Raw genomic sequence first — 25,258 nt, forward strand, 5'->3', positions numbered from 1 at the left:
TTAACCTCCCATCAGCTGCTTGTAGCGATACTTAACGCCGGCCACAACTTTGTTTAGGCCACTACTCCGCTTACGACGTTTGTTTTGCTTAATCACTTCCTGATAGAAATCCGCCACTTGCTGCTCAAAATGCTCGAGTGACAGCGGATAAAGTAATTGGCGGTCAATATTTGGCCGGAAACCGGCCTCCATCTTAGCCAAATAATCTAAGATGGCACGGTCGAAATCTTCAAAATCTTCGAACAAGGCACCAAAATTCTCGTTAGTCATAATGCCAGCCAAGTAATCATTGCGCTTGGCTATAATCGGTAGACGGTTGGCAAAAGCCTCTAAATAGGTCAAACCTTGTGACTCTGACATGCTGGCATTGATATAGAGGTCCGCCATTTGGTAATAAGCAGAGACTTGACTGTGTTCTACCTCACCGACAAAGATAGGCTTAATACCTAAATCCTTTGCCTGTTGCTCCAAGACTGGGCGTTCTGGTCCCTCACCAACAATGACTAATTTGGCTTGCGGTAACTTATCCAGGACTCTCGGATAGACCTCCAAGACTGCCGCGATATTTTTTTCCTTGGACAAACGAGAGAGAGAGAGAAGCACGATATCATCTTGGCTCAAACCTAATTTCTGGCGCAAGCTTTGACGGCCTTCCGGATTGTAATCTGGAATCTCAACCCCTGTTGGAATGACTCGGATAGGCGCCTTAATGCCATAAGACATCAGGGTGTCCTTGGTCATGAGGCTAGGGGCAATCACCCCATTTCCTTGGTCACAGAAGACCTTGGATAAGACCTTAACTGTGCCAGGGCGGATTAACTTGCCGTTGAGAATATAGTGGGTATAGTTTTCATACATGGTATGGTAGGTATGGATAGTCGGAATTTTGAGACGGCTTGCCACATAACGGCCAGCTAAACCCAGGCTGAATTCCGTATGGGTATGGACCAAGTCCAATTGATAATTACGGGCAATCTTAAGGCAGCGCTCAAAACCTGAATAGGCCACCCGCCGATCCTCAAAACTTACAAAAGGCACGCTAGGCAGACGCACAACGCCTGGTTCTGGCCTCGCATTGGGATCAGTTGTAGTGAAGATAATGACCTCATGTCCTTGGCGAACCAACTCATCCCTTAGGAGCTTAACTGAAGTCGATACCCCACTCACTTGCGGAAAATAGGTATCCGTAAAAAAGCCAATATTCATTCGATGTTTCACCTACTTTGCTAATGTCTACTCTTATTATAAAGAATTTTGAACTAGAATTAAACCCTAATCCCTTGTTACTGGACTAGCAGTCTGGTTTTAGGCCCCTCCGGCAGGATTTTTAGGTAGAAATCATGTGATTGATTTTGAGCATAATAGAGACTAGGCACTTGGATTTGAGCCACTTCCTGTCCTGCTTCAAAGCTTACCTGGTATTGGGCGTCCTCATAAACGCGTCCATGTACGCCAGTCCCAGGCTCAGTCGCAAGTTTAATCTTAAGTACCTGGCTCAAATCCCCTTGTCGAAGCAAAGTAACGGCCAAAGGTTGACCTTTGGTCCCCTTATAGCAAGCTTGCCCAAAAGTCACTTCATTTGATGTTTGCTGAGCCTTGGCTTGATCTGGCCAACGGTAGACTGCTAGGCCACTCAGGATTGGTGCAGCTTGCGCCTGATCGAGCACCAGTCGCAGGCGCTGAGTCTGAACTAGCGGCCCCTTGACTAGTCGGCGATAGCCCAGGGTCTGACCTTGGGCAAATGGTTGCCACTGGCCTGCTTGATCTAAGTAATCGATATGAAAAGCTGACACCCGTTGACCATACTGAATGGCTTCTTGAATTTGGACTAGGTCCAAGCTAGCAACTTGAGCTAGGACTAACTCTAGCACGTTATCATGGCAAACAGAAGCCTGCCAGACGCCCGATTGATCTAGTAATTGATTCTGCGACTGCCCATTGCTATCTAGGACTTGGCCACCTGCTAAATAATTGGTCTCATAGAGGGCTTGCCGCGCAAGCTGGAAGTCTCGTAGAACCTCAATATCTGCCTCAGCAAACTGGCCTCGCCGATCAGGCGGGATATTAAGCAGAAGTGGGCTCCCTTTGCCAACCGAATGAAGGTAAATATCCATCAGTTCAGCCACTGACTTTGGTTGCTGATTATCATGATAGAACCAGCCTGGGCGGATGGAAACATCCACCTCAGCTAAGGAGTAGAGGTCCCCTTCAGGGTCCCCATGGTTGAGATAATCAATATCCCCCTGCCGTAGACGGTCAGCCTTAACTTTCTGCCAGAGTGGGTCGCCTCCGTAGCCACGTTCATTGCCTACCCAGCGCAAAGCGGTCGGTTCTGTTGAGAAGATTGCGATAGGATAACCTTGCGAATCAATATAGTCGAACCAACGTTTAAAATCATAAGTCACGGCTTGGGCCCCTTCGCCACGCGCGCCATCTAACCAGACTTCGACGAATCGTCCTTGATAGCCGTAGGCTGGATTCTCAAACAACTCTTGCAATTGCTTAAAGTAATAGTCGTTATAGGCCTCCTGGCGATCAACATGATAGTCAGGATGGTGGGCATCCCAAGGCGATAGATAGAAGCCAAGTGGAAAATCATAGCGATTGGCTGCAGCCGATACCTCTGCCAAGACATCCCCCTGCCCTAGTCGCCAGGGACTAGCTTTGACACTGTGATCTGTATAGGCTGAAGGATAGAGGACAAAACCATCGTGATGTTTGAGCACTAGAATAAGACGTTTGAAGCCTGTTTCCTTAAGCACGCGAACCCATTGGTCAGCATCAAAGTCACTAGGATTAAAGTCTTCTGGTGACTCTGTCCCGGTCCCCCACTCTCGGTCATTGAAAGTATTGGGACCGAAGTGAATAAAGGCTGCTAATTCATCTTGATGATAGGCCCATTGAGCGGGACTTGGGACTGGGCCATGAGGAATAATTGGCTTGTGTGTTGCTGACATAAATATCTCCTTTTAGCCGGAACTCACCCAGCATTTGCAAACTCTTTCTTTCTTATTTTAACCGCATTTCTTTCCTATGACAAGATAGAGCCAAGCAATCTAAATCAGATAGGTAAAAATAGATCCCCACCCCATAAAAAAAGAGGACTGAGATTATTACCCAGTCACTCGATCTTACAATAGTTCTAAACCTGGTTTTTCATACCACGGCTGTTGTTGGTTAATATGGTCATAGAACATGATGCCTTTGAGATGGTCTAGTTCGTGTTGGACCACAATGGCTTCATAGTCGCGTAGACGGAGCTCATGTTCCTTGCCCTCCATATCTTGGTAGCGCAGTCGTATACGGCGAGGTCGTGGCACTAGACCTGGCACTTCACGATTAACAGATAGGCAACCTTCCCCATCACGCAGGGCCACTTCCTGAACAGAATGGCTGATAATCTTAGGATTGAAGAGAATCTCACTCAAGAGCGGTTTCGCCTCATTGCCTTCTTCATCATAGCTCATAATATGAACTGCAAAAATTTGCTTAGGTAGGTTAATCTGCGGAGCAGCTAAGCCCACACCAGCACGAAGGCCGTATTTCTCGGCAATCTCAGGATTTTGGCTATTAACTAAAAATTCATGCATAGCTAAGGCCGTCGCCTTGAGCTCTTCGGTCAAAGGAAATTCTACGGCTTCCGCAGCTTGGCGGAGGGTAGGATGTCCTTCTTCAATAATATCTTGCATTGTAATCAATGCGTCTCCTCCTCTCGGTCTTGCTGACGACGACGATAACCCTGCAGGTGATAGTCGCCAGTATTTTCATCATAGTCGAATTTAGTCACCAGGAGTTCTTGTCGCATGCCCGCCACCTTATAGGCTTCATGGGCAGGAATGCGTTGGTCAACCCAGTCAGCATCTGCCATCAACAGCTTCCAGATTTCCTGCTTCAAACGATCAATATGACTAGGTTCATAGGCAGAGATGGCGATACTTGGAAAGGCCGTCGGTTGAACTGAATGACCTGGAGCCAAACAATCAATCTTATTGTAGACTGTTAGGACCGGCAAGTGCCCATATCCCAGCTCCTTAATGATTCGCAGAACTGTCTGCTCATGCAGCGTCTGAGCAGGGTCTGAGGCATCTACTACGTGCAGTAGTAAGTCCATGCCCCCGATTTCTTCCAGGGTTGACTTAAATGCATGAATGAGTTCTGTCGGCAACTCTTCAATGAAACCAACCGTATCCGTCAAGGTAAAGCGGTCCTCACCCTTAAGGGGCATACGCCGAGTTAAGGGGTCCAAGGTTGCAAAAAGTTGGTCTTGAACGTAGGTCTCTGACTGTGTCAACTGGGTTAGCAAGGTAGACTTGCCAGCGTTGGTATAACCCACCAAACCGACTTGCCAGTGACCGCCCTGAGCACGCCGCGAACGGGTTCGCTCACGATGGGCGGCAATATCAGCCAACTCTTCCTTAACGTGGTGAATGACGCTGCGAATATGGCGACGATCACTTTCCAACTTGGTTTCACCAGGCCCGCGGGTCCCAATCCCCCCACCTTGGCGAGACAGATGCTTACCTTGTCCATAGAGCCGTGGCAGGAGATAGTTATACTGGGCTAGCGCCACCTGGAGTTTGCCTTCACGACTTCGAGCCCTCATAGCAAAGATATCCAAGATTAGCTGAACTCGGTCGATGACTTGAACCTTGAGGGTGGCTTCCAGTTGGCGGTTCATGCTAGGTGTCAGGGCATTAAGACTAATGACTAGGTCAATCTCACGTGCTTCCACTAGGGCGGCAATATCTTCTAATTTACCGCTCCCGACAGCCGTACGTCCATCTAGCTTAGGCAACTTCTGGGTTACCACTTCAATGACCTGGCCACCTGCGGTCTCTGTTAAGGAGGTCATTTCATCTAAAATAACTTGGAATTGCTCCGGACTATATTGTTCTGTCTGAACAGCCATTACTAGGACACGTTCAGGGCCAACTTGTAAGTCAATCATAGGGTCCCTCCTTTCTTTGCTTGGCTATCTAATAAGTCTTGTACGAGGCTAGTCGCCTGGGCCAAAGCCACCTCATACTCACTAGCATCTAGCCAGTGGGTGCCCTGGATACGATTGCGGAACCAGGTCAGTTGACGCTTGGCATAGCGCCTAGAATTTTGCTGAATAGCGGCAATAACTGCCTCACGGTCGGTCATTTCCCCTGCCAAATATGGCCACCATTCCTTGTAACCAATACCTTGTACGCTTGGCAACAACTGGCCCTGCGCTACTTGGTAGAGTTGACGAACTTCTGCTTCCAATCCCTGCGTCACCATGGCTTGGACTCGCGCATTAATTCGCTCATAGAGCTGGTCACGGGGCCGGTCTAAGGCCAGAATACATGTCTCATAGCGTGCTTGGGCGGTCTCATGCTGGCTCTGGTCAGAGAATTTTTGCCCCGTCACCTGCATGACCTCTAAAGCTCGCAAGAGGCGACGATGATTTTGAATTGGGATCTTAGACGCTGCGAGTGGGTCTTGTGCCAACAACTCAGCATAGAGGACTTGAGCTCCTTCCGTCTCTAGCCGTTGCTCGAGGGCTTGACGGATGAGCGGGTCATGGCTAGCCTTGCCACCGAACTCTAAATCATAAAGTAGACCTTCTAGATAAAGACCAGAGCCACCAACTAAAATCGGCAGGATACCACGTGCATGACAATCACTAATCAGGCTCTGGGCTAAAGCTTGAAACTGGCTGGCATCATAATCCTGGTCAACATCCAGAAAGTCCAAGGCATGATGGGGCACACCCTGCATCTCTTCTAGCGTCACCTTCCCCGTTCCAATATCCAAGCCTCGATAAAATTGCAGACGGTCGCCATTAATAACTTCACCCCCAAAACGCTTGGCTAAGTCAATACTGAGTTGAGTTTTGCCCACAGCGGTAGGACCTCCAATTACTAGCAAAGGACCTGCTAGTTTAGTCATGACGAGCCTCCCCCTGTCCTCGCACCTCAAGCGCAGCAGCTGGCGTATCGGTCATAATGGCTTCTAGCTGGCCGTCCTGGGCTAAGCTAGTATAGTGGGCCCAATCCGTCGGATCATTCACTGTCCAGAGACGGATAGGCCACTGCTTGAACTGCTCTCGTAAAGCCTCATCTTGGTAGAGTTGTCGATCCAAATGAATAGCCGTCGGATCTAGGGCTGGCAAATGCGATAAATAAGGCAAGAGAGCTTCTTCCACCAAGGCAGCAATCTTTGCCCCAGGGGCTAACGCTTTAAGGCGTTGGAGCGTGTACCAATTAAAACTAGAGTAGATAATGTCAAAATCTGGAGCTAATTCCTCCACGGTTGCTAAAACAGCTGCTTCAATACCTGGATAGTCCTTTTGGTCAGTTTTAAGTTCTAGATTCAGCCTTCCCTTAAAATCTAAATCTCGCAATAAGTTCAATAATTCCGGTAGACTGGGCACTCGATCTGGGGTCACACGACCATCTGGAAAGCGCAGACGTGCAGCTTGAATCTGGGCCAGACTTAAATCACTGACCTCACCTTGGCTATCCGTGGTTCGGTCTAATTGCTCATCATGGATAACGACGAGGGCCCCATCTGCCGTCAAGTGCAGGTCGCATTCAATACCATCTGCACCCGCAATCACGGCGTCTTGGAAGGCGGTTAAGCTGTTTTCAACAGCCTGAGCTTGATTGCCACGATGGGCATAAATCTTCAACATTCCTTAGTCCTCCTCGCCTAGTTTGTCACGATGGGTCTGCAACTGACGGCGTAAATCTTGGGCCATTTGCAAGGAAGCTGGCGTTAAGACCTTACCAGACATCATGCTAGCGATAGCTTCAATACGGCCTTCTTCATTCAATGCCTGCACGCGGGTGCGCGTACGTTCATTCTCAACAACTTTCTCAATGTAAAGATGTTGGTCGGCACTTGCAGCTACTTGAGCTAAATGGGTAATACAAAGCAGTTGGTGATGCTGGGCAATGCCTTGCATCTTCTCCGCAATGGCCTGGGCTACCCGGCCTGATACCCCTGTATCAATCTCATCAAAAACCAAGGTCATATCCGTCATACCTTGGCTGAAGACCCGTTTGAGGGCCAACATAAAGCGCGATAACTCACCGCCTGAAGCAATCTTAACCAGGGGCTTCATGGCTTCACCAAGGTTGGTGGTTGCATAAAATTCTACCTGGCTTAAACCTTCGGCACTTAAGCGCTGCGCATCCGGGAACAGGCTAGCCAGGCTAGAGTCACTACCCAAGCTCGTAAAGTCAACTTGGAATCGCGCATTGGCCATATACAAATCGGCTAGTTCTGCTTCAATAGCTGCCACTAAGTCCTGAGCTTCCTGGCGTCGGCCTTGATCTAGGGCCTGACCAGCCGCCAGACAGTCATGATAAGCGACCGTCAAGTCCTTAACTAGACGCTCTGTATACTGTTCCTGGTGTGTGAGCTGGTAAATTTCTTCGCTAATGGTATCATAATAGGCCAATAGCTGAGCTTCATCCATGCCATATTTACGGGTCAGTTGGCCTAATTGGCTGAGACGCGCTTCCAATTCATCAATGGCTTGATCATTGTCTACCTCCTGGTTGCTGACTGCTAGTTGGTGGGCCACTTCTTCTAGTTGGTAGTAGAGATCTTGCAGTTGGGCCGCCAAGGCCGGATAGCTAGAGTCGTAGCTGGCTACTTCCTCTAAGGCTGCTTGGGCTTGGGTCAGTTGCGTCAAGGCGCTGGTGTCAGCTTCCGATAGCAAATGGTTAACCGTCGCCAATGCTTGGCCAATCTTCTGACTGTTTTGTAGACGCCGACTTTCCTGTTCTAACTGGGCCATTTCCCCAGCGACTAAGTTAGCGGCTTCTAATTCTTGCAACTGAAATTCTAAGAAGCTTAAGCGTTGGCGTTTGTCACTTCCTTCCTGCTGACTGGCCAGCCAGTCCTTACGTAGCTGGTCATAGCGCTCGAAGGCAGCTTGATAAGTTTGTTTTAGCTGATTTAGGCGCTCGCCCGCAAATTGGTCCAACTGGCTGAGGTGAAATTGCTTATTAAGCAAGGCCTGATGCTCATTTTGGCCATGAATATCGACTAGGTAATAGCCAATTTGCTTAAGCAAGGATACGTTTGCCAACTGACCATTAACCCGAACGGTATTCTTGCCTTGGCGGTTAAGCTCTCGACGTATAATCAGGTCTTCCTGGTCCTCAAGCTCCAAACCAAAATCTGCTAATTGTGCTAACAGTGGTGCGGGAGCAGGTGACATAGAAAAGAGACCCTCCACTACCAGTTTATCGGCACCTTGCCGGATTAAATCGTTGGTCCCACGACTGCCCATAAGCAAGCTAAGGGCATCAATTATAATTGATTTCCCAGCCCCAGTCTCCCCTGCTAGAACGGTCATTCCCATCTCTAAATCCAGGGTCACATGGTCGATAATGGCAAAATTTTCAATGTTGAGACTCCGCAACATAATCGGGCCTCCTTTCTTGTCTAAACTCTTTTATTCAAAGGTTGTATGTGCGGCTTCCACCACACCGGCTAAATCCACCTGCTGCCAAGAGTCATTAGCTAGGTCTTGGTCGTTAGTCAGATAGGCCAAAAATTCGATATTGCCTTCGCCACCGGTAATAGGCGAGAAGGTCAAATCACGTAGACGATAGCCTAAGCCACAGGCATAAGACAGGATTTCCTTGAGGACATCTAAGTGTACCGCTGGATCCTTCACGATTCCCTTCTTACCCACGCGTTCCTTACCAGCCTCAAATTGTGGCTTAATTAACATGAGGACGGTGCCTCCTGGCGCTAGAATGGGCACCAAAGGTGGCAAAATTAAACGTAGGGAGATAAAGGAGACGTCGATAGAAGCCACGCTTGGTTGACCTTCTTGAAATTGGTCAGGCTGGGCATAGCGGAAGTTCTCCCGCTCCATGACAATGACCCGAGGATCTTGGCGTAGGGAATAGGCTAGCTGGTTGTAGCCAACGTCCAAGGCATAGGACTTGGCTGCGCCGAATTGGAGGGCCGCGTCCGTGAAGCCACCTGTCGAAGCTCCAATATCTAGGAGGATTTGGTCAGTCATATCAATGTCAAAGACCTTAATGGCTTTTTCTAACTTAAGACCACCACGACTGACATAAGGTAGCGTCTTGCCCTTAATGTGGAATACTTTGGAGGCATCCACTTTTTCACCGGGCTTGTCATAACGTTGGTTCTGGCTGTCATAGATTTGCCCGGCCATAATCAAGCGACGTGCTTGTTCGCGCGATTCGGTCAGGCCACTCTGAACAACCAGTTTATCAATGCGTTCCTTTTTCATAGCTGCTCCTTTTACTTAGCAGAGGGTAGGGTTAAATAATCCAAGATTCCTCCCAGAATCTGATAAGGGCGGCCGCTCTCTTTAGCTAAATCCTCTAAAATTTGGCTAGCTGCGCTAACCTCTACTGCCAAGGCATCCTTGGCTCCTTGGAGACCCAAAAGACTTGGATAGGTAGATTTGGTTAGGGCTTGATCCGCCTGAGTGACTTTACCTGTCACTTCTTGACTGCCTAATACATCCATTAGGTCATTGTGAATCTGATAGGCTAAACCAAAATGACGACCAAACTGACGCAGGGCTTGGCAAGTTCTCGCATCCGCTCCACCGATAATAGCCCCTGCCTCTAAGGCAAAGTGGAATAAGGCACCTGTCTTCTGGTCATGAATCTGCTTCAAGCCCTGGTAGTCAACCGGCGTCTGTTCGGCTTCAATATCCCCGACTTGGCCCGCTACCATGCCCCAAGAACCAGCTGCTTGACTGAGTTGGTCAATCAAGGCTACCTTAATCCGATCATCCAAGAGGTCATCTGAAACCAGAACTTGGAAGGCATCTGTTAAGAGGGCATCCCCAGCCAAAATAGCCAGGCCCTCGCCAAAGCGCTTATGGTTGGTGGCTTGCCCTCGACGTAGGTCATCGTTATCCATGGCCGGTAAATCGTCGTGAATCAGGGAATAGGTGTGAATATACTCTAAGGCGATGGCTGTCTTAAGGCCACATTTGACTAGGTCTTCTGATTGAATAGCCAAAACCGCCAAGAGCATGACTGGACGCAGGCGCTTGCCCCCATTTTTGAGGGAGTAGCGCATGGCTTCAATCAGACGAGGAGGAGTTAAGTGATAACGTGTCTGTTGGTCCAAGCTCCGCTCGAAGAGCTGTCGCAGGGTATCGAGTTCTAAGAAGTTCATTGGACATCCTCATCTAGGACAAAATCGCCCTCTTCTGCCATCATGTTGGCGACTGTTTCTTGGGCATCATGGAGGGTCTTTTGGCAGTATTGGGTTAATTCTACCCCCTGCTTAAAGGCATCCAGAGCTTGGGTTAGAGGCAATTCGCCTCGTTCAAGTTGTTGTACAATGGTATCTAATTCAGCTAGAGCTGCTTCGAAACTCTCAGGCTTTTTCTTTTTTGTTGCCATGGTTTTTTCCTTTCTGAGCGCTAATAGTTTGAACTTGAGCGGTGGCTTGGCCATCTTGTAAGGTTAAATCGATGACCTGACCCACTTGAAGTTGCTGGACTGACTTCACCGCTTCTTGCTTATCTTCGATAATGGCATAACCCCGCGCCAGAATCTTGAGCGGGCTATAGGCCTCTAGGAGCTGGCTATAACGAGCCAACTCTCCTTGATAATGTTGACTGATCTGAGCCATAGCCCGTTTCAACTGATGACGGAGACGGACTAGCCGCTCTCCTTCCAGACGCAAACGACCGCTTGGCCCCTGGGCTTTAAGACGAGTGGATAGAAGAGCCAGGCCTTGAGCCTGCCCCTGCAGATAGGAGGACTGAGCACGTAACAAACGCTCCTTGATGAGGTCCACTTGCTGCATATAGGCTTGGTAAAGCCGCTCGGGTTCCCGGAAAATATAGACTTCCTGATAACGACGGAGTTGGGTTTGCTTATGTTGAATCCGGCTTAGCATGGCTTGAGCCAAACGGGTTCGACTTTCTTCCAACTTGAGATAGACTTGACTTAATTCCTCAGCTGCCATTTCAGCTGCTGCGGTTGGTGTCGGAGCGCGTAGGTCCCCTACTAGATCAGCAAGGGTAGTGTCAGTCTCGTGGCCGATGGCCGTAATCACTGGCAAGGGACAGGCTAGAATTGCCTGAGCCACGATTTCCTCGTTAAAAGGCCAGAGGTCTTCAATGGCCCCGCCCCCACGTGCTAGAATCACCGTGTCAAAGGCTGCTTGCTTGGCCTTGAGCCGTTCAAAAGCGGCCACAATTTCGCCACTGGCTTCCTTACCCTGAACTCGGGTGGGGAAAACCACCACCTGGGCAATGGGATAGCGTCGCTTGAGGGTGGTCACAATATCCCGGATGACGGCCCCACTTGGACTGGTAATGACTGCAATCCGGCGTGGAAAACGGCGCGGTTGCTTCTTAGGCAAATCCAAGAGACCTGCTTGCTTAAGTTTGGCCTTAAGTTGTTCTAGGGCCAGATAGAGCGACCCTAGGCCGTCCGGTTGAAGCGACTCAAGCGTTAATTGGTAGGAACCACTGGGTTCATAGATAGAAACCCGCCCCACCGCTAAGACCTTCATACCTTCTTCTAACTTGAAAGGTAGCTTACTAAAGGCCTGTTTGAACATGGTAACGTTGATTTTAACATTGTCTTCCTTGAGGCTGAAGTACTGGTGGCCTGGCCGCAAGCGGAAGTTAGAAACCTCTCCTACTACATAGACTTTCTGCAGGTAAGGGTCCACGTCGAATTTGCGCTTGAGATAGCGGGTCAGGGCCTTGACACTGAGATAGTCCTTTTGTGTATCGGTCACTGACTAGGCCTCCTCCTGGCTCAAGAAGGTCAAGGGATCTAAGTTTTGTTGTTGGCAGGCACAAGTAAAGGTCTGTTCCATCAACATAGCTACCGTCATAGGGCCAACTCCACCAGGAACTGGTGTGATGTAGCTAACCTTATGAGCTACAGCTTCAAAATCCACATCCCCTACTAGCTTACCAGACATGAGCCGGTTAATCCCAACGTCGACTACTACTGCGCCTTCCTTAAGATGGTCTGGTCCAATTAAATGCGCTTGGCCAGTCGCGACAATCAAGATATCCGCATAACGCGTATAGTGTCCTAGGTCCTGGGTCTTGGAATTGCAGACTGTCACAGTGGCCCCGCGGTTAATCAACATGATAGAAATAGGCAAGCCCACAATTTGGCTACGGCCTACGACGACCACATTCTGACCTTGCAAAGGAATCTGAGCATTTTCTAAGAGCCGCACGATGCCTTTTGGCGTACAAGGATAGAGGTCTGTATTGTCTTCAACGACCCGTCCCATGGTCAAGGGGTGGAAACCATCCACATCTTTCTCTGGGTCAATTAAGTGCATAGCTGACAATGGATCTAAATGCTCTGGCAGAGGCAATTGTAATAAGAGCCCATGGGTTTGAAGATCCTGGTTGTGAACCTTAATGGTCCGCTCCAATTCTTCTTGGCTAATATCTGCTGGCAAGAGTACCCATTCGAAGGCATAGCCAATTTCCAAGGCACGTTTTTGCTTCTGGCCAACATAGACCTTGCTAGCAGGATCTTCCCCTACTGAGATAACGGTCAATTTGGGCTGGGTCCCGGTTTGGGAACGGAAGGCCGCTGTAGCCTGGGATAGCCGGGCGAAAATTGATTGTGAGAGAATTTTCCCATCTAAACGTTGCATGAATACCACACCTTTCGGACCCTAGGGTCACAGACTTTTCCTTCTTATTCTACCATAATTTAAGGGCGCTGTAATGCCATTTTGTCCGAAGGCCTAAAAAGCCAAAAGTGACACTCAGCTGACCTTATCATTAGCTTACGGGATTGGCTTTTTAGGGCACTTAAGCAAGCAAAAAGCCTACCCCCAAGGGAGTAGGCAATCTAATCCTTATACAAGTAAAGGCATGAAGAGAGTGGCCAAGCCTAAGAAGCTGAAGAAACCACACACGTCAGTAGCCGTGGTCAGGAAAACGGTAGATACCAAGGCAGGGTCCCCACGGAATTTCTTAACCGCCAAGGGGATGAAGTAGCCAAAAATCCCGGCAATGACCATATCTACAATCATGGCTAGGATGATAACCACCCCTAGGTAGACATTCCCATACATAAGCATAAGGGCGATAGCGGCCACGACCCCAGTAATGAGACCGTTGGCGAAACCAGCCCCGATTTCCTTAAGCATTCCGCGCCAGTCACCCCAGTCCACCTCGCCCAAGGCTAGGGCACGGACCACAATGGTCACAGTCTGGGTGCCGGCATTCCCCCCCATTCCGGCTACAATCGGCATGGCAGCCGCTAGGGCCACCATTTGGCTGATGGTATCGGAGAAAAGGTTGATAACGGATGAGGCCAGAAAGGCTGTGAAGAGGTTGATAACCAACCAAGGCAGACGGCGTTTTACGGACTCGAAGACTGGGCTATCTAGCGTTTCTTCCGAGTCCACCCCACCCATCAAGTACATATCTTCGGTGTACTCTTCATTGATGACGTGGATGATATCGTCGTTGGTGATAATCCCCAGAATCCGGTTCTTGTTATTAACGACCGGTACAACTGACAGGTTATACTTGGTAACAATCAGGGAAACTTCTTCCTGGTCCGTCGTCGGCGTCACCGAAATAACGTTAGGATTGAGAATTTCACTGAGTTTTTGTTGATCGGATTTGGTGAAAATATCGCGGATATCGACTGTCCCTTTGAGCAGGGTCTTAGCATCGACCACGAAGAGGGTCTCGATAACTTCCTTCTCTGGCGCAATCTTACGAATGGTCTCGAAGGCTTCATAAACCGTTAAGTTCTCATTCAAGGCGATGAACTCAGTAGTCATGAGACCGCCGGCAGTATCCGGATCGTAGGCCAGGAGTTTTTCCAGGTCATCCGAATCACGATTCTTCATCATATTCAGGAATTGCTTACGTTGCCAAATGGATAGGTTGCCCAAGATATCAACGATGTCATCCTGGGACATGTAGGTGAAGACATTGAGCATGCGGGCAAAAGGCACGGCTTCAACAATCTTAACCTGGAGTTCTTCAGAAATCTGAGTCTCCAGGATCAAGGCCAGGGCCTTGTCCGAGATAAAGCTGACAAACTTGAAAACTTCTTCGTCTTCAAGCTCTTCTAGAGCCAAGGCAATATCAGCCGGGTGGTGTTCCCGAATCATACGGTAAATGGCTTCAGAATGTTCATTTGTTAGGGCTGTTTGAATTTCTTCTACGAGCATAGGGGATTTCCTCCTTTGAGTCTTAGTTTATATTGTCACTCCTTAAGTCGGGACTCACATCGACCAACCCCTTTGCTTCGGTTTTTCCACCCTCTATCATACCATAAGAAGCCCCTCGAGTCAGCCCAAAAGCCAAAGAAAAAACAGTTGAACATGACTTCCAACTGTTTGATTTACATAAAGAGAGCTCTATTAGAATTTTTAGTCTTGAAATCATAATTTGTGCTCTTTTAAGAACGTAATTTGGCTGACTCAGACCCTATTTATCTATGTAATAGATAAATAGGGAAAGAAAGATTAAAACCGCCCGTAATCACGAGCGGTTTCTGCTTTATTTAGCCTCGGCTTTCTTACTTAAGTAAGCTAAAGTAAGTAGGAAGTATATCATGGAAGCTAACAAGAGGCAGACACCTATGACAGACGCCATCCCCATAGCTAGGAGCCCCGCCACAAGCAAGCCCATGATGATTACATAACCTAAGCTAATCACCATGACTTGGCTAGCGGTTTGGCGACTAACTTGGCGACTGGTCACGTGTAGGACCAAGACTCCCAGATGGACTAGGGCCACAAGAACCAAGCCCCAAATACGACTAATACTACGACCCGCTAGTAGCCAGTTGTCTGGACTCAGATAAAAGGCCGCTAAGATCAGAAACCAATTGCTGATGGAAGCCGCGATAATTTCTTGGCTTGAGCTTGCAAACTGGTCCGTTTGACGGAAGAGAAAGGCAGCCAAGGCTAGAAGCGCGACAAATAAGGCCAGACTCCCCCACCAAAGGGGCTTTTCCAGTAAGACGGCTAGTCCTACCAGTGGCAATAAACCTACCCCAAACGTTCTTAATACCCGCTCTCGTCTCATGCCACACGGCCTCCTACTCCTCATTTGTTCATAGCTACAGTATACCTTCTCACTTGCTAAATGAAAAGCCTAGGCCAAAATAAAGAGACTAGAAGCAGCTTCTAGTCTCTCATGGGCTTAGCGAATTTCTAAACCTGACACTGTCTCGAGTACAGTTCTAATCCGATCCATAGCGGATTGAACATCCTCGTCTGTTAAGGTCTTATCTGGGTTTTGGAAGATCAGTCGGTAGGCTAGCGACTTCTTGCCTCGGAAGAGGTCAAGGTTAATGAATAAGTCGAAGAGCTCAACCGAGACTAAGTTTTCCCCACCATGGGCCTTCATAAGCTGAGCTAGGCCTGCTTGGTCTTGCTCTAAATCTACTAAGAGAGCTAGGTCACGTGAGGTAGAAGGATACTTAGGAATTGGACGTTGAACTAAGGCTGGACGTTGAACCGCTAAAATAGCATCAAAGTCTAATTCAGCGAAGAAGCTAGCTTCATCCAAGTCGTAAGACTTAGCTAAGACTGGATGGATTTGTCCCATAACACCAATCACTTGGTCACCTAAGAGGACTTGAGCAGTCCGACCAGGATGGAGCTCAGGATAGGTAGAGACAGCCTGGAAGCTGACTTGCTTATCCAAGCGAATGGCTGCCAAGTAGCCTTCAAGAGCACCTTTGAGATCAAAGAAATCATAGGATTGAGCTGGCCCATACCAGGATTTACTTTCCTTAACCCCTGATAAGAGAATGGCTAGACGCTCTTGTTCGAGTGGTTGAACATTGCTTCCTTGACCATAGAAGACTTTACCTGTCTCATAAAAGGCTAAACTTGGATTCTGACGCGCAGCATTGTACTTGGCGATTTCTAAGAGAGCTGGGAAGAGGCTCTGACGCAAGACAGAACGGTCTTCACTCATCGGGAAGTCCAAAGCGACTACTGGGTAGTCTTTCGACTTCATCAAGTCGGCTTGCTTAGGTGAAGTCAGTACATAGCTGATGACTTGGTTGAGGCCCAGGCCTTCCAAGATATTGCGAGTCTGACGCACCAGTTTTTGTTTGGCATTGAGACGACCTGGCGTACTTGGTACTACCGGCAAGGTCGTTGGTAGGTTATCATAGCCATAAATCCGAGCTACTTCCTCTAGAATATCAGCTTCAATGCTGATATCCCAACGACGTTTAGGGACGGTTACGGTGAAGCTATCTTCGCCTAAGGCTAAGTCAAAGCCAAGACGACGGAAGATATGACTCAGCTCTTCATGGCTCAAGTCAATCCCAATCTTATCTTGAATAGCGCGATAAGGTACAGTGACCACAATTGGGTTCAGGTCCAAATGATTCTCTTCGACTAAACCAGGCACCACTTGGCCCCCACTATAGTAGGCCATCCAGTTAGCGGCTTCCTGGCCCGCTTCGCTGATAGTCGCTTGGTTAATGCCTTTTTCAAAACGCATGCTAGATTCAGAACGAAGGTTGAATTTCTTAGAAGTTTGACGAATAGCAATCGGATTAAAGACGGCTGATTCTAAGAGGACACGACGGGTCTTGTCGGTCACTTCTGTATCTAGGCCCCCCATTACCCCGGCTAGCGCAACCGCCCGGTCTTGGTCGGTGATGACAATGTCGCTTGCTGACAAGTGGCGCTCGCTACCGTCTAGGGTCACAAGTAGCTCGCCTTCACGAGCTGGGCGGACGCCCAAGGCCTTGTGCTCTAAGGTATCATAGTCAAAGGCATGAAGTGGTTGGCCGTATAGCATGAGGAAGTAGTTGGTGATGTCCACGATATTGTTATGTGGCCGAACCCCTGCTTTCATCAGACGCATTTGCAACCAAAGCGGGCTTTCTTTAATCTCCACTTGGTCAATCACTCGAGCTTGGTAGCAAGCAGACAAATCACTATCTGAAATTTTTACCGTCACATCAGACAAGAGGGATGCATCAGCGGCTTGTGTCGCTTGGCGATGAATATTATCGAAGTTAGGTACCTGGTCGATAATAGCTCCTACTTCATAGGCTGCCCCACGCATAGAGAGCGCATCTGCCCGGTTAGGCGTAATCGAGAGTTCTAAGATTGGATCATCTAACTTGAGGTATTCCACCACATCTGTCCCGACTGGCGCATCTGCTGGCAAGAGGAAGAGACCCTCTGCATAGACTTTTGGCACCACGCTGTCAGGGAAGCCTAGTTCCTGGAGGGCACACAGCATCCCATGGGACTCGACCCCACGTAATTTGCCCTTCTTAATCTTCAAACCACCGGCTAAACGAGCCCCAATAGTGGCCACAATAACTTTAGCGCCAGACACCACATTAGCTGCCCCACAGACAATTTGCAGGGGCTCCTGATCGCCTACAGTCACTTGGCAGACATGGAGATGGTCACTATCAGCATGGTCTTCAACCGACAAAACTTGCCCGACCACTAAACCAGATAATTCAGCCCCATAGTTTTCAACTGCTTCGATTTCAATCCCGGTCCGGGACATACGATCGGCTAGAGCTTCCCCTGTTAAACCTGTTAAGTCTAAATAATCATTGAGCCATTCGAATGATAAATACATTAGTTCTGACCTCCTCTGAACTGGCTTAAGAAGCGCAAGTCATTTTGATAGAAGTGACGAATATCGTCAATGTTATACTTCAACATCGCTACCCGGTCAGGGCCTAAACCGAAGGCAAAGCCGGAATAAACGGTTGAATCAATGCCGGCCATTTCCAAGACATTTGGATGAACCATACCTGCTCCTAGGATTTCAATCCAGCCAGTATGTTTGCAGACATTACAGCCATCCCCGCCACACTTGAAGCAGCTTACATCTACTTCAACTGATGGCTCGGTGAATGGGAAGTAGGATGGGCGAAGACGGATTTCACGTTCCGCCCCAAAAAGTGTACGGGCAAAGGCTTGAAGCGTCCCCTTGAGGTCGGCCATGGTCACATGTTTGTCTACCACTAACCCTTCAATTTGGTGGAATTGGTGGGAGTGGGTCGCATCATCACTATCGCGACGGAAGACCTTACCTGGTGAAATCATCTTCAATGGCCCTTGACTGAAATCATGTTTTTCCATGGTCCGGGCTTGAACTGGCGAAGTGTGGGTCCGCAACAAGACTTCGCTGTCAATATAGAAGGTATCCTGCATATCACGCGCTGGGTGGGTCTTAGGCAGGTTCATCATTTCGAAGTTATAGTGGTCCAACTCTACTTCTGGACCTTCCACGACCTGATAGCCCATGCCGATAAAGAGGTCTTCAATCTCCTCCATGGTTTGGGTAATGATGTGGCGGGCGCCCCCAGCTGGCTTGCGACCTGGCAAGGTCACATCTACTGTCTCCAGAGCTAATTTAGCTTCCAAGGCCATTTCTTCTAGTTTGTGGCGACGACTTTCCAACATTTCTTCGAAGGCTGACTTCACTTGGTTCATAACCTGACCTAATTTAGGCCGGTCTTCTGCTGATAGCTCGCGCATAGCTTGCGCAACAGTAGCAAAAAGTCCTTTCTTACCCAGGTAATCTAGACGAACTTTCTCTAAATCCTTGATGGATTCAGTTGCTTCTAATTGCGGAATCGCTTGTTGACGCAAGGCTTCTAAAGCCTCAATATGCGTATTGATATCTGACATGGTGCAAGACTCCTTTATCATTATTTCAGATGAAACAAGGTAATAAAAATAGCCCGCCCCTATAAGGGACGAGCTACCGTGGTACCACCCTCGTTCTCGAAGGGACTGGCCCTTCGAGCACTTGACGCCCTTAACCGTGGCGGGCGGTGACCTGTTCATTTCTATTGACTAAAAACTTAACGGTCAAGCTAAGAAATTGAAGGCTAAGTTCGGCTTACCTTTGGCACCCTTGCAGTCGGTGAAGTGCCTCCCTGACTTGTGCGAACTTAACGGATTTCCTCATTGCTTTATGCTTCATCTGTGATAGCTACTAGTATAGCTTAAAGCAAATGCTTAGTCAACAGAGGATAGCTCGTTAGATGGGAATTCAAGTCATATGATTCGCAAATGTTCACTTTTCTTTCCTTTGCCCTCCCCTCCTAGAGTCAAATGGCGAATGATGATGTTTTTTTGGTGGCTTAAATGACCAAGGGTATAGGAAGCGCTTAAGATAAGGCGTATAATAAACTGGCAAGTTATGAAAGGATGTGTAAAAAATGCTAAAACAGAAAATTAAGATGCGCTTACTGGCCCTATTATCCCTATGGTTGCTAACAAGCGCTGGCCATCCGATTGCCTGGGCACAAGACGTTTCAAGTTCAGACATCGAAAGCAGTCAAGTATCCTCAAGAGACGATGGATCAGCCAGTCAAGCTAACGATCAAGCCGAATCTAAGATAGACCTTGCTGCCTATCAAGCGGCTGATGCTAGTCAACAGGCTGAATGGGTCCGCTCTGGTAAAGTCACAAGTGAAGAATTGGTAAATTTTGCTCTAACCACTATCAAGGAAAAAGACCCTGCCCTGCATGCAGTGATTAGTCTAAGAGCTGAAGAGGCCTTGACTGAAGCTAGGCAAATTAAAGATCAAGGCCAACCCTTCTTAGGCGTTCCATTATTGGTAAAAGGATTAGGTCACACCATTAAGGGCATGCCCAACTCCAATGGCCTGACCTTCTTAGCCAACCAAAAAGCTGGCTCGACAAGTCCCTTCGTTAAGTCCTTGCAAGACTTAGGCTTTATCCTCATTGGCCAGACCAATTATCCTGAAATGGGACTAAAGAACATTACAGATTCCAAGCTCTATGGCCCTACTGGCAGCCCCTGGAACCCTGACTATCAGGCAGGCGGTTCCAGCGGTGGCTCTGGTGCAGCTACAGCCGCTGGCATGACCCCAACTGCGACCGGTAGTGATGCGGGTGGCTCCATACGTATTCCGGCTTCCTGGAATGGACTTATTGGCCTTAAGCCTAGTCGTGGCGTCATAGTGGGCAATGCCTCCATCGACAAAAATACAGTGGCCCATTTTATGATGACCAAAACCATGGAAGATACCAAGAGCTTGTTTGAAGCGATGAAGAAACCGGATGCTTCCTTGGCTCAAGCCTTGACCGAAGCAGAGTTAAAACGACTAGCAATTGGCTATACCAGCTTATCTCCCGTTGGAACGCAAGTCAGCCCCGAGGCTCAACTGGCAGTTGAGCGAACCGTAGCCTTTTTGCGAGGCAAAGGTTTCCGTTTGGAAGAAGTAAACTGGCCTTTTGATGGTGTCCAATTAATGAAGGATTACTATACAATCAATGCTAGCCAAATGGGTGTAGTAGGTTATCTAGCCAAGACCAAGCTCAAACGAGAGCTACGCTATGATGATGTAGACCCTACTAGCTGGCTACTCTACCAGGCAAGCAAGACCATGACCAAGGAAGAAGTAAATCAGGCCTGGGCTCGCATCCAGCAAGTCCGTCAAACCATGGCTGATTTCCACCAACGCTATCCTCTTTTCTTAACACCTACAACGGCCTACACCGCTCCGCGCATTGATCAAGCTCTAGTGTCTGACCAAGACCTTGAACTGATTAAGAATTCGGAAAATTTGAGCCATGAGGCCAAGATGCAACTGATTTATGATCACTGGCTCCCATCTCTTGCCCTTACGCCCTACACACAATTCGCCAATTTGACAGGTGAGCCTGCCCTAAGTCTCCCTGCTTTAGTCACCAAATCTGGCCTTCCTTTAGGCATTCAGTTTAATGCTGCCATAGGAAATGACCGTTACCTGCTCCAATTAGGCGATTTGATGGCGGCAAATCAACAATTTAACCGTCCAGAACTAGAAACAAGCCAGAATGAACCCAGCACTTTGGCAGCAGACACCAGCTCGAACGAATTGTTTAGCTCCTCTGAAAACCAACAGCTAATTGGTGGAGCAGAAGGAAGTAAGCAGATTTCAGCTAAACTCCCTGAGACTGGTGATCTATCAAGTATTAGCTCTCAGGTCCTCTCCATACTCTTCACCTTACTAGGGCTAATTACGCTGTCCCAAACAAAAATAGATGGCTCCAATCCGAATTAGCTTCCACACCCCTTAGAAAATGTAGAAGAGACCCCCATGACTTAACATTCTAAGTCATGGGGGCCTTTTGCTTTTACTATGTTGATCGTGGTCGTCTCCACCGTATGATTCCACATTCGATAAGTAATTTAAACAAAGTCATTACTTCTCCTCTTCCTCACTCTCTAGCCTTACATTGCCCTTCAGATAGCTACGGCAAAGAATCCCAAAGGTCGTCATGTTATGCAAGATTGCCAAACTACTTGGTTTAAGCCAATTCAGTACCCCCAAACCGATAAGACCTGAATTAATGGCAATAGTATCCCGCACATTCCCCTGAATTTCTTGCTTGAGATTGACAGAGACTTGATGCAAGGTTAAAAGCGAAGCTAAATTATTGGATGGCAGCATAATGTCACTAATCTGCTTAGAAACCTCCGCCCCTTCGCCCATAACCACGCCCACATCACTGGCAGATAGGGCAGCCGAATCATTGAGGCCATCCCCTATCATCAGGACGCGGTGGCCTTGCGCTTGCATCCTTTGGACATAATCAAATTTAGTCACTGGCGTCATACTGGTATGAACTTCATCAAAAGGCAAGTCTGCTACTAAGCGATTGGTTCTGGCCGCTGTATCGCCTGTTAAGAGGACTAAATACTTGCCCAAGCCTTTTAGAGCGTGTAGAACACTATGCGCCTCATGGCGAACTGGAATCGCCACGCAGAACATGGCAATCAGTTTCTGGCGATAACCTAGGTAGAGTAAATTATAGTGTGTTTCTTTCTGACGAATCAATTGACTCTGATCGGCTTCAATCTCAATCCCTGATTCTTCCATTAAACCTAAGCTCCCAATCACTACGACGTTACCATCGATTTCAGAACGAATGCCCTTGGAAGCTATGTGGTTGAGCTCGGTATGCATTTCTTCATGAATGATGCCTTCTCGAGCCGCCTTATCCACCAAGGCATGAGCGATTGGATGGTAAATATGCTCTTCTAAACAGGCGCCAATCATGATGACATCTTCTGCACTATAGCCATGAAAAGGAATGACTTCTTCAATAACTGGACGAGAAGTGGTAATGGTCCCCGTCTTATCAAAGACTAAGGTATCAACTTCATCAAATTGGTCCAGAACTGTCGAATTCTTCACAACAACTTGCTGATGCATCAATTGCTTGATGGCGGAGAGGTACACCATAGGAGTCGATAATTTAAGCGCACAGGAGTAATCGACTAACAGGAAGGAAATTGCCTTGGTAAAGGATCCTGTTAGGATATAGGTCAACGCTGCTCCCAAGAAATTATACTTGACGATGCGATCAGCAATGGAGGTGTACTTATACTGGTAGGTTCCTTCCTGCTGTGCCGCTTCTTGCATGAGCTTAACTAGCTCTTGTATACGGTAGTTAGCGGTTGGATTTTCTACACGAACGTGTAGTTCTCCACTGGTTAAGACCGTGTTAGAGTAGACTTCATCCCCCACAGCCTTGATTACTGGGAAGGATTCACCAGTCAAGGAGCTCTCATTGACACTAGCTCGACCATTCAAGACAATCCCATCAAAGAGCAACTCACTGCCTTCATAGAAGACAAGCACATCACCTACTTGGACTTCTTGGCTATCGATTTGTAGCAAGTGGTCTCCCTTGAGTAACCATACTTGGCGGCCTTGACCAGCGATGCTGGCTTCAAGATCTTCTAGGGAGCGTTTTTGGGTCCAATAGTTGAGTGTCTCCCCTAATTCTAGGATAAACATGATGGCGCTAGCCGTATCGGTCTGTTTCATCGCGAGTGACACTAGAATGGCGGAACAGTCCAAAATTTCCATGGTTAACTTACCCTGTCGCAGAACACGCCAAGCATCACGGAAGTAGCCTAGAGCTTTCCACAGGGTTCTAGCCAAACGTACAGGCACTGGCATGAACCACTTGAAGAGGTAGTGACGCCCCACAGCTGAGGATACTAAGGCATAAGGGCTTGAAGCTGCGTGATGCTGGGGATGACGATAAAGTTCTTCTAATTTATCCTTCTGAATTAAGTCCCATAATTGAGCTACAACGGCCTGACGACCAGGCATCACATGGATAGCTACCACATAAGGATCTTCATAAAAGTCCAATCTTAGAATGTCGGGGAAGTCCGAAGTTAAGCCCTCAAGATAGTATTTTACATCTTCAGTAAAAGGAAAAGTGGCGCGAAGTCGAACCCGGCCACTTGACTGATGCAACACTTGAAATTGCACGTTATTCACCCTCTAATGATGCGAGTTGATCTGCTGTTTTCTCTGCTTGATAGAGATCCTTAGCGTCAGCTACTATGTCGTCCGCATGTTGCTTGACGGCAGAAACCATGCTGTCGATACCGTCTTTAGCCTTGTAGGTTTTGGCTAAGACAGTCGCATAACCTTTTTTAGCTTCTTTGCTTGTCAACAATTTGAGTCCAAGCGTCCCAAAAGCGACGCCACTTAGAAAAACACTCGGTACTTTAGAAATGCCTTTTAAGACTTTTAATGCATTTAATGACATAAAAATAACCCCCTATAATTTTGCTATGGAATTATTATATCACATCTACTCTTAGGTCTGGTTACATTTTGATTACAAGAATAAGGGGGACCTAAATTGCCTGCTAGCGTCGTAAAAAGCAGACTTAATTTGATTCACTCTACCTATAAAGATTTCCCTGTTTTATTGGGGGCCTCCCCTCAAGACATGCAAAAGGCTGGAACTTACACATTCCCAGCCTTTTCTTATAGTTTTATCTGAGACTATAGTTGGTCAAATTCTCAACTTTTACTAGCTGACTTGACACTAAGCCTATGCCTATTCCAAGCCCCTCAGCATAAAAAGTGAAAGACATGACTTGTTTTTTGTTAACAAAAACCTCAATGGACGAAGTGTCGCGAACAATTTCCAGTTCCAAGCGATAAGGGGTATCGCTCCAAATATCAAGCAGACGACTATCTAGATAAGGCTCTTCTTTACCGATAATTTGATGGCCTACCCCATCTCGTTTGACAGTCAAGAGAGCTTGATCTGCTTGCCAAGTTAAGCTGAGGCCTTCCGGATGATCGGGTTTACCACCATAATGCAGTTGGAAGACAGCACCAGGAACGGCTTCTAAATTCAATTTTAAGACTTGTTGGGACTTAACCCAATCGGATAGATAGAACTCTTGGCCAGGCTCTAGTTGTCCTTGCCAGGTCTTGTCCTCGCTAAATTGCGCTAGTACTGAGCTTGGAATTGACTGACACAATCGATTATCCATAACTCGCACCTGTCTTGGCAAGCTCATCGCTCCAGCCCAACCATCACCAAGTTCATGGGATGGAATGTTACGTTGCCACATCTGCATCCAAGCTACCATGATACGTTCATTTTCTGAGTTCAGACAAGTTTGAGGTGCATAGAAGTCTAAGCCGCCATCGATTTCATGCTGATTTTCTACCTGGAAGCGGCCAGTATTCCAGTCCATTTGACCGATATAGGCGACAGTGGAATTCAGATTCCAATAAGCATTGCCATCTCGCTCACGCTCAATCGGTGACATAATTAGTACCCATTTACCGTCTAGCGGGAAAAGATCCGGACACTCCCACATGACGCCATGTCCGGCCTGCCCTTCAAGCAAAACAGACTTAAAGTCCCAATCAAAACCATTTGCGGATTCGAAGAGCAGAATCTGACCGCGATGATCAACGGTCTTGGAGGCAATTACTGAGTAATAGCGACCATTGTGTTGCAAAATTTTAGGGTCGCGGAAATCAGCAATGTCAGCCACACCTTCAATATGCTTATGGGCAATGACAGGATTGCCCTCGTATTTACGGAAGTTAATTCCATCATCAGAAACCGCCAAACATTGCGTCTGAGTCACCTGCCCCTGCTGGTCGACATGGCCGGTATACATTAAGACCAATTGACCATCAATAACCAAAGCACTACCTGAGAAGCATCCTGATTGATCATAGGCTTCGCTAGGTGCTAAGGCAACTGGAAGATCTTCCCAGTGCGTTAAATCTTTGCTACGTGCGTGACCCCAATGCATAGGTCCCCAGACGCTATCATAGGGATAGAATTGATAGAAAAGATGATAATATCCTTCATAGTAGATAAAACCATTGGGATCATTCATCCAGCCAACAGGAGGCATGAGATGATAGCTCTGACGAAAACGTGGATTTACTTGTGCTGAGTGTTGGGCAATGTAGGCATTAGCCCGTGAGAGTTGTTCTTGCATTTG

Annotated in this window: 20 protein-coding genes; 1 reads left to right on the top strand and 19 read right to left on the bottom strand. The window is 47.9% G+C overall.

Annotated features, from left to right (window positions below; genetic code table 11):
• The 16 genes from Q0339_RS05180 to pheS all read right to left on the bottom strand — a co-directional run bounded on the left by Q0339_RS05180 (position 1) and on the right by pheS (position 18,639).
• Positions 1–1,206, bottom strand: coding sequence for a glycosyltransferase family 4 protein (locus Q0339_RS05180; protein ID WP_298077749.1), 1,206 nt, complete (start codon positions 1,204–1,206; stop codon positions 1–3).
• A 77-nt stretch (positions 1,207–1,283) separates the two neighbouring features.
• A complete protein-coding gene (locus Q0339_RS05185) occupies positions 1,284–2,957 on the bottom strand; it encodes an alpha-L-fucosidase (protein WP_298077750.1) in 1,674 nt (557 codons plus the stop codon).
• A 174-nt stretch (positions 2,958–3,131) separates the two neighbouring features.
• On the bottom strand, positions 3,132–3,698 hold the full coding sequence (def, locus tag Q0339_RS05190; RefSeq protein ID WP_298077751.1) for a peptide deformylase: 567 nt from the start codon (positions 3,696–3,698) through the stop codon (positions 3,132–3,134).
• Positions 3,695–4,948 carry a GTPase HflX gene (gene hflX / locus Q0339_RS05195; protein ID WP_298077752.1) on the bottom strand — a complete coding sequence of 418 codons (1,254 nt, stop codon included), beginning with the start codon at positions 4,946–4,948 and terminating at the stop codon, positions 3,695–3,697. Before hflX ends, def begins: the two co-directional genes overlap by 4 nt.
• Positions 4,945–5,916, bottom strand: a complete 972-nt coding sequence (gene miaA / locus Q0339_RS05200; RefSeq protein ID WP_298077753.1) for a tRNA (adenosine(37)-N6)-dimethylallyltransferase MiaA — start codon at positions 5,914–5,916, stop codon at positions 4,945–4,947. The genes hflX and miaA overlap by 4 nt, the downstream gene beginning before the upstream one ends.
• Positions 5,909–6,661: a glycerophosphodiester phosphodiesterase gene (locus Q0339_RS05205; RefSeq protein ID WP_298077754.1), complete on the bottom strand. Its 753-nt coding sequence runs from the start codon at positions 6,659–6,661 to the stop codon at positions 5,909–5,911. The genes miaA and Q0339_RS05205 overlap by 8 nt, the downstream gene beginning before the upstream one ends.
• Positions 6,662–6,664: 3 nt before the next feature.
• Positions 6,665–8,407: a DNA repair protein RecN gene (recN, locus tag Q0339_RS05210; protein ID WP_298077755.1), complete on the bottom strand. Its 1,743-nt coding sequence runs from the start codon at positions 8,405–8,407 to the stop codon at positions 6,665–6,667.
• Between the two features lie 30 nt (positions 8,408–8,437).
• Positions 8,438–9,253: a TlyA family RNA methyltransferase gene (locus Q0339_RS05215; protein ID WP_298077756.1), complete on the bottom strand. Its 816-nt coding sequence runs from the start codon at positions 9,251–9,253 to the stop codon at positions 8,438–8,440.
• Between the two features lie 11 nt (positions 9,254–9,264).
• Positions 9,265–10,158 (bottom strand): polyprenyl synthetase family protein, encoded by an 894-nt coding sequence (locus Q0339_RS05220; RefSeq protein WP_298077757.1) that lies wholly within the window; start codon positions 10,156–10,158, stop codon positions 9,265–9,267.
• Positions 10,155–10,388 (bottom strand): exodeoxyribonuclease VII small subunit, encoded by a 234-nt coding sequence (xseB, locus tag Q0339_RS05225; protein WP_070756538.1) that lies wholly within the window; start codon positions 10,386–10,388, stop codon positions 10,155–10,157. The genes Q0339_RS05220 and xseB overlap by 4 nt, the downstream gene beginning before the upstream one ends.
• On the bottom strand, positions 10,363–11,742 hold the full coding sequence (xseA, locus tag Q0339_RS05230; protein ID WP_298077758.1) for an exodeoxyribonuclease VII large subunit: 1,380 nt from the start codon (positions 11,740–11,742) through the stop codon (positions 10,363–10,365). Before xseA ends, xseB begins: the two co-directional genes overlap by 26 nt.
• A gap of 3 nt (positions 11,743–11,745) precedes the next feature.
• Complete coding sequence (locus tag Q0339_RS05235; RefSeq protein ID WP_298077759.1) at positions 11,746–12,630, bottom strand: bifunctional 5,10-methylenetetrahydrofolate dehydrogenase/5,10-methenyltetrahydrofolate cyclohydrolase; 885 nt, start codon at positions 12,628–12,630, stop codon at positions 11,746–11,748.
• A gap of 207 nt (positions 12,631–12,837) precedes the next feature.
• A complete protein-coding gene (gene mgtE / locus Q0339_RS05240; RefSeq protein ID WP_298077760.1) occupies positions 12,838–14,172 on the bottom strand; it encodes a magnesium transporter in 1,335 nt (444 codons plus the stop codon).
• A gap of 331 nt (positions 14,173–14,503) precedes the next feature.
• Positions 14,504–15,034 carry a hypothetical protein gene (locus Q0339_RS05245; RefSeq protein ID WP_298077761.1) on the bottom strand — a complete coding sequence of 177 codons (531 nt, stop codon included), beginning with the start codon at positions 15,032–15,034 and terminating at the stop codon, positions 14,504–14,506.
• Between the two features lie 117 nt (positions 15,035–15,151).
• Positions 15,152–17,578, bottom strand: coding sequence for a phenylalanine--tRNA ligase subunit beta (gene pheT / locus Q0339_RS05250; protein WP_298077762.1), 2,427 nt, complete (start codon positions 17,576–17,578; stop codon positions 15,152–15,154).
• Positions 17,578–18,639, bottom strand: a complete 1,062-nt coding sequence (pheS, locus tag Q0339_RS05255; protein WP_298077763.1) for a phenylalanine--tRNA ligase subunit alpha — start codon at positions 18,637–18,639, stop codon at positions 17,578–17,580. The genes pheT and pheS overlap by 1 nt, the downstream gene beginning before the upstream one ends.
• A 536-nt stretch (positions 18,640–19,175) precedes the next feature.
• On the opposite strand from pheS, the gene Q0339_RS05260 reads away from it, so the two are divergent.
• Positions 19,176–21,029 (top strand): amidase family protein, encoded by a 1,854-nt coding sequence (locus tag Q0339_RS05260; protein ID WP_298077765.1) that lies wholly within the window; start codon positions 19,176–19,178, stop codon positions 21,027–21,029.
• Positions 21,030–21,170: 141 nt separating this feature from the next.
• Here the strand turns inward: Q0339_RS05260 and Q0339_RS05265 are convergent, their stop codons facing one another.
• From Q0339_RS05265 to Q0339_RS05275, 3 genes are all read right to left on the bottom strand, one after another.
• Complete coding sequence (locus Q0339_RS05265) at positions 21,171–23,258, bottom strand: heavy metal translocating P-type ATPase (RefSeq protein ID WP_298077766.1); 2,088 nt, start codon at positions 23,256–23,258, stop codon at positions 21,171–21,173.
• Position 23,259: 1 nt separating this feature from the next.
• Entirely contained in the window at positions 23,260–23,541 is a 282-nt protein-coding gene (locus tag Q0339_RS05270; RefSeq protein WP_023391164.1) for a DUF6110 family protein, read from the bottom strand.
• A gap of 232 nt (positions 23,542–23,773) precedes the next feature.
• A complete protein-coding gene (locus Q0339_RS05275) occupies positions 23,774–25,255 on the bottom strand; it encodes a glycoside hydrolase family 32 protein (RefSeq protein ID WP_298077769.1) in 1,482 nt (493 codons plus the stop codon).
• Positions 25,256–25,258: the final 3 nt, after the last annotated feature.

Origin of the sequence: uncultured Abiotrophia sp. (assembly GCF_938010525.1) — a bacterium.
Classification (GTDB): Bacteria; Bacillota; Bacilli; order Lactobacillales; family Aerococcaceae; genus Abiotrophia.

Bases quoted from the DNA above. Each gene is read 5' to 3' on its own strand.
- mgtE (WP_298077760.1), bottom strand. From the start codon at position 14,172: ATGCTCGTAGAAGAAATTCAAACAGCCCTAACAAATGAACATTCTGAA.
- Q0339_RS05215 (WP_298077756.1), bottom strand. From the start codon at position 9,253: ATGAAAAAGGAACGCATTGATAAACTGGTTGTTCAGAGTGGCCTGACC.
- hflX (WP_298077752.1), bottom strand. From the start codon at position 4,948: ATGATTGACTTACAAGTTGGCCCTGAACGTGTCCTAGTAATGGCTGTT.
- recN (WP_298077755.1), bottom strand. From the start codon at position 8,407: ATGTTGCGGAGTCTCAACATTGAAAATTTTGCCATTATCGACCATGTG.
- Q0339_RS05185 (WP_298077750.1), bottom strand. From the start codon at position 2,957: ATGTCAGCAACACACAAGCCAATTATTCCTCATGGCCCAGTCCCAAGT.
- Q0339_RS05260 (WP_298077765.1), top strand. From the start codon at position 19,176: ATGCTAAAACAGAAAATTAAGATGCGCTTACTGGCCCTATTATCCCTA.
- Q0339_RS05205 (WP_298077754.1), bottom strand. From the start codon at position 6,661: ATGTTGAAGATTTATGCCCATCGTGGCAATCAAGCTCAGGCTGTTGAA.
- Q0339_RS05270 (WP_023391164.1), bottom strand. From the start codon at position 23,541: ATGTCATTAAATGCATTAAAAGTCTTAAAAGGCATTTCTAAAGTACCG.
- xseB (WP_070756538.1), bottom strand. From the start codon at position 10,388: ATGGCAACAAAAAAGAAAAAGCCTGAGAGTTTCGAAGCAGCTCTAGCT.
- pheS (WP_298077763.1), bottom strand. From the start codon at position 18,639: ATGTCAGATATCAATACGCATATTGAGGCTTTAGAAGCCTTGCGTCAA.
- miaA (WP_298077753.1), bottom strand. From the start codon at position 5,916: ATGACTAAACTAGCAGGTCCTTTGCTAGTAATTGGAGGTCCTACCGCT.
- Q0339_RS05275 (WP_298077769.1), bottom strand. From the start codon at position 25,255: ATGCAAGAACAACTCTCACGGGCTAATGCCTACATTGCCCAACACTCA.
- Q0339_RS05235 (WP_298077759.1), bottom strand. From the start codon at position 12,630: ATGCAACGTTTAGATGGGAAAATTCTCTCACAATCAATTTTCGCCCGG.
- Q0339_RS05220 (WP_298077757.1), bottom strand. From the start codon at position 10,158: ATGAACTTCTTAGAACTCGATACCCTGCGACAGCTCTTCGAGCGGAGC.
- Q0339_RS05245 (WP_298077761.1), bottom strand. From the start codon at position 15,034: ATGAGACGAGAGCGGGTATTAAGAACGTTTGGGGTAGGTTTATTGCCA.
- pheT (WP_298077762.1), bottom strand. From the start codon at position 17,578: ATGTATTTATCATTCGAATGGCTCAATGATTATTTAGACTTAACAGGT.
- Q0339_RS05180 (WP_298077749.1), bottom strand. From the start codon at position 1,206: ATGAATATTGGCTTTTTTACGGATACCTATTTTCCGCAAGTGAGTGGG.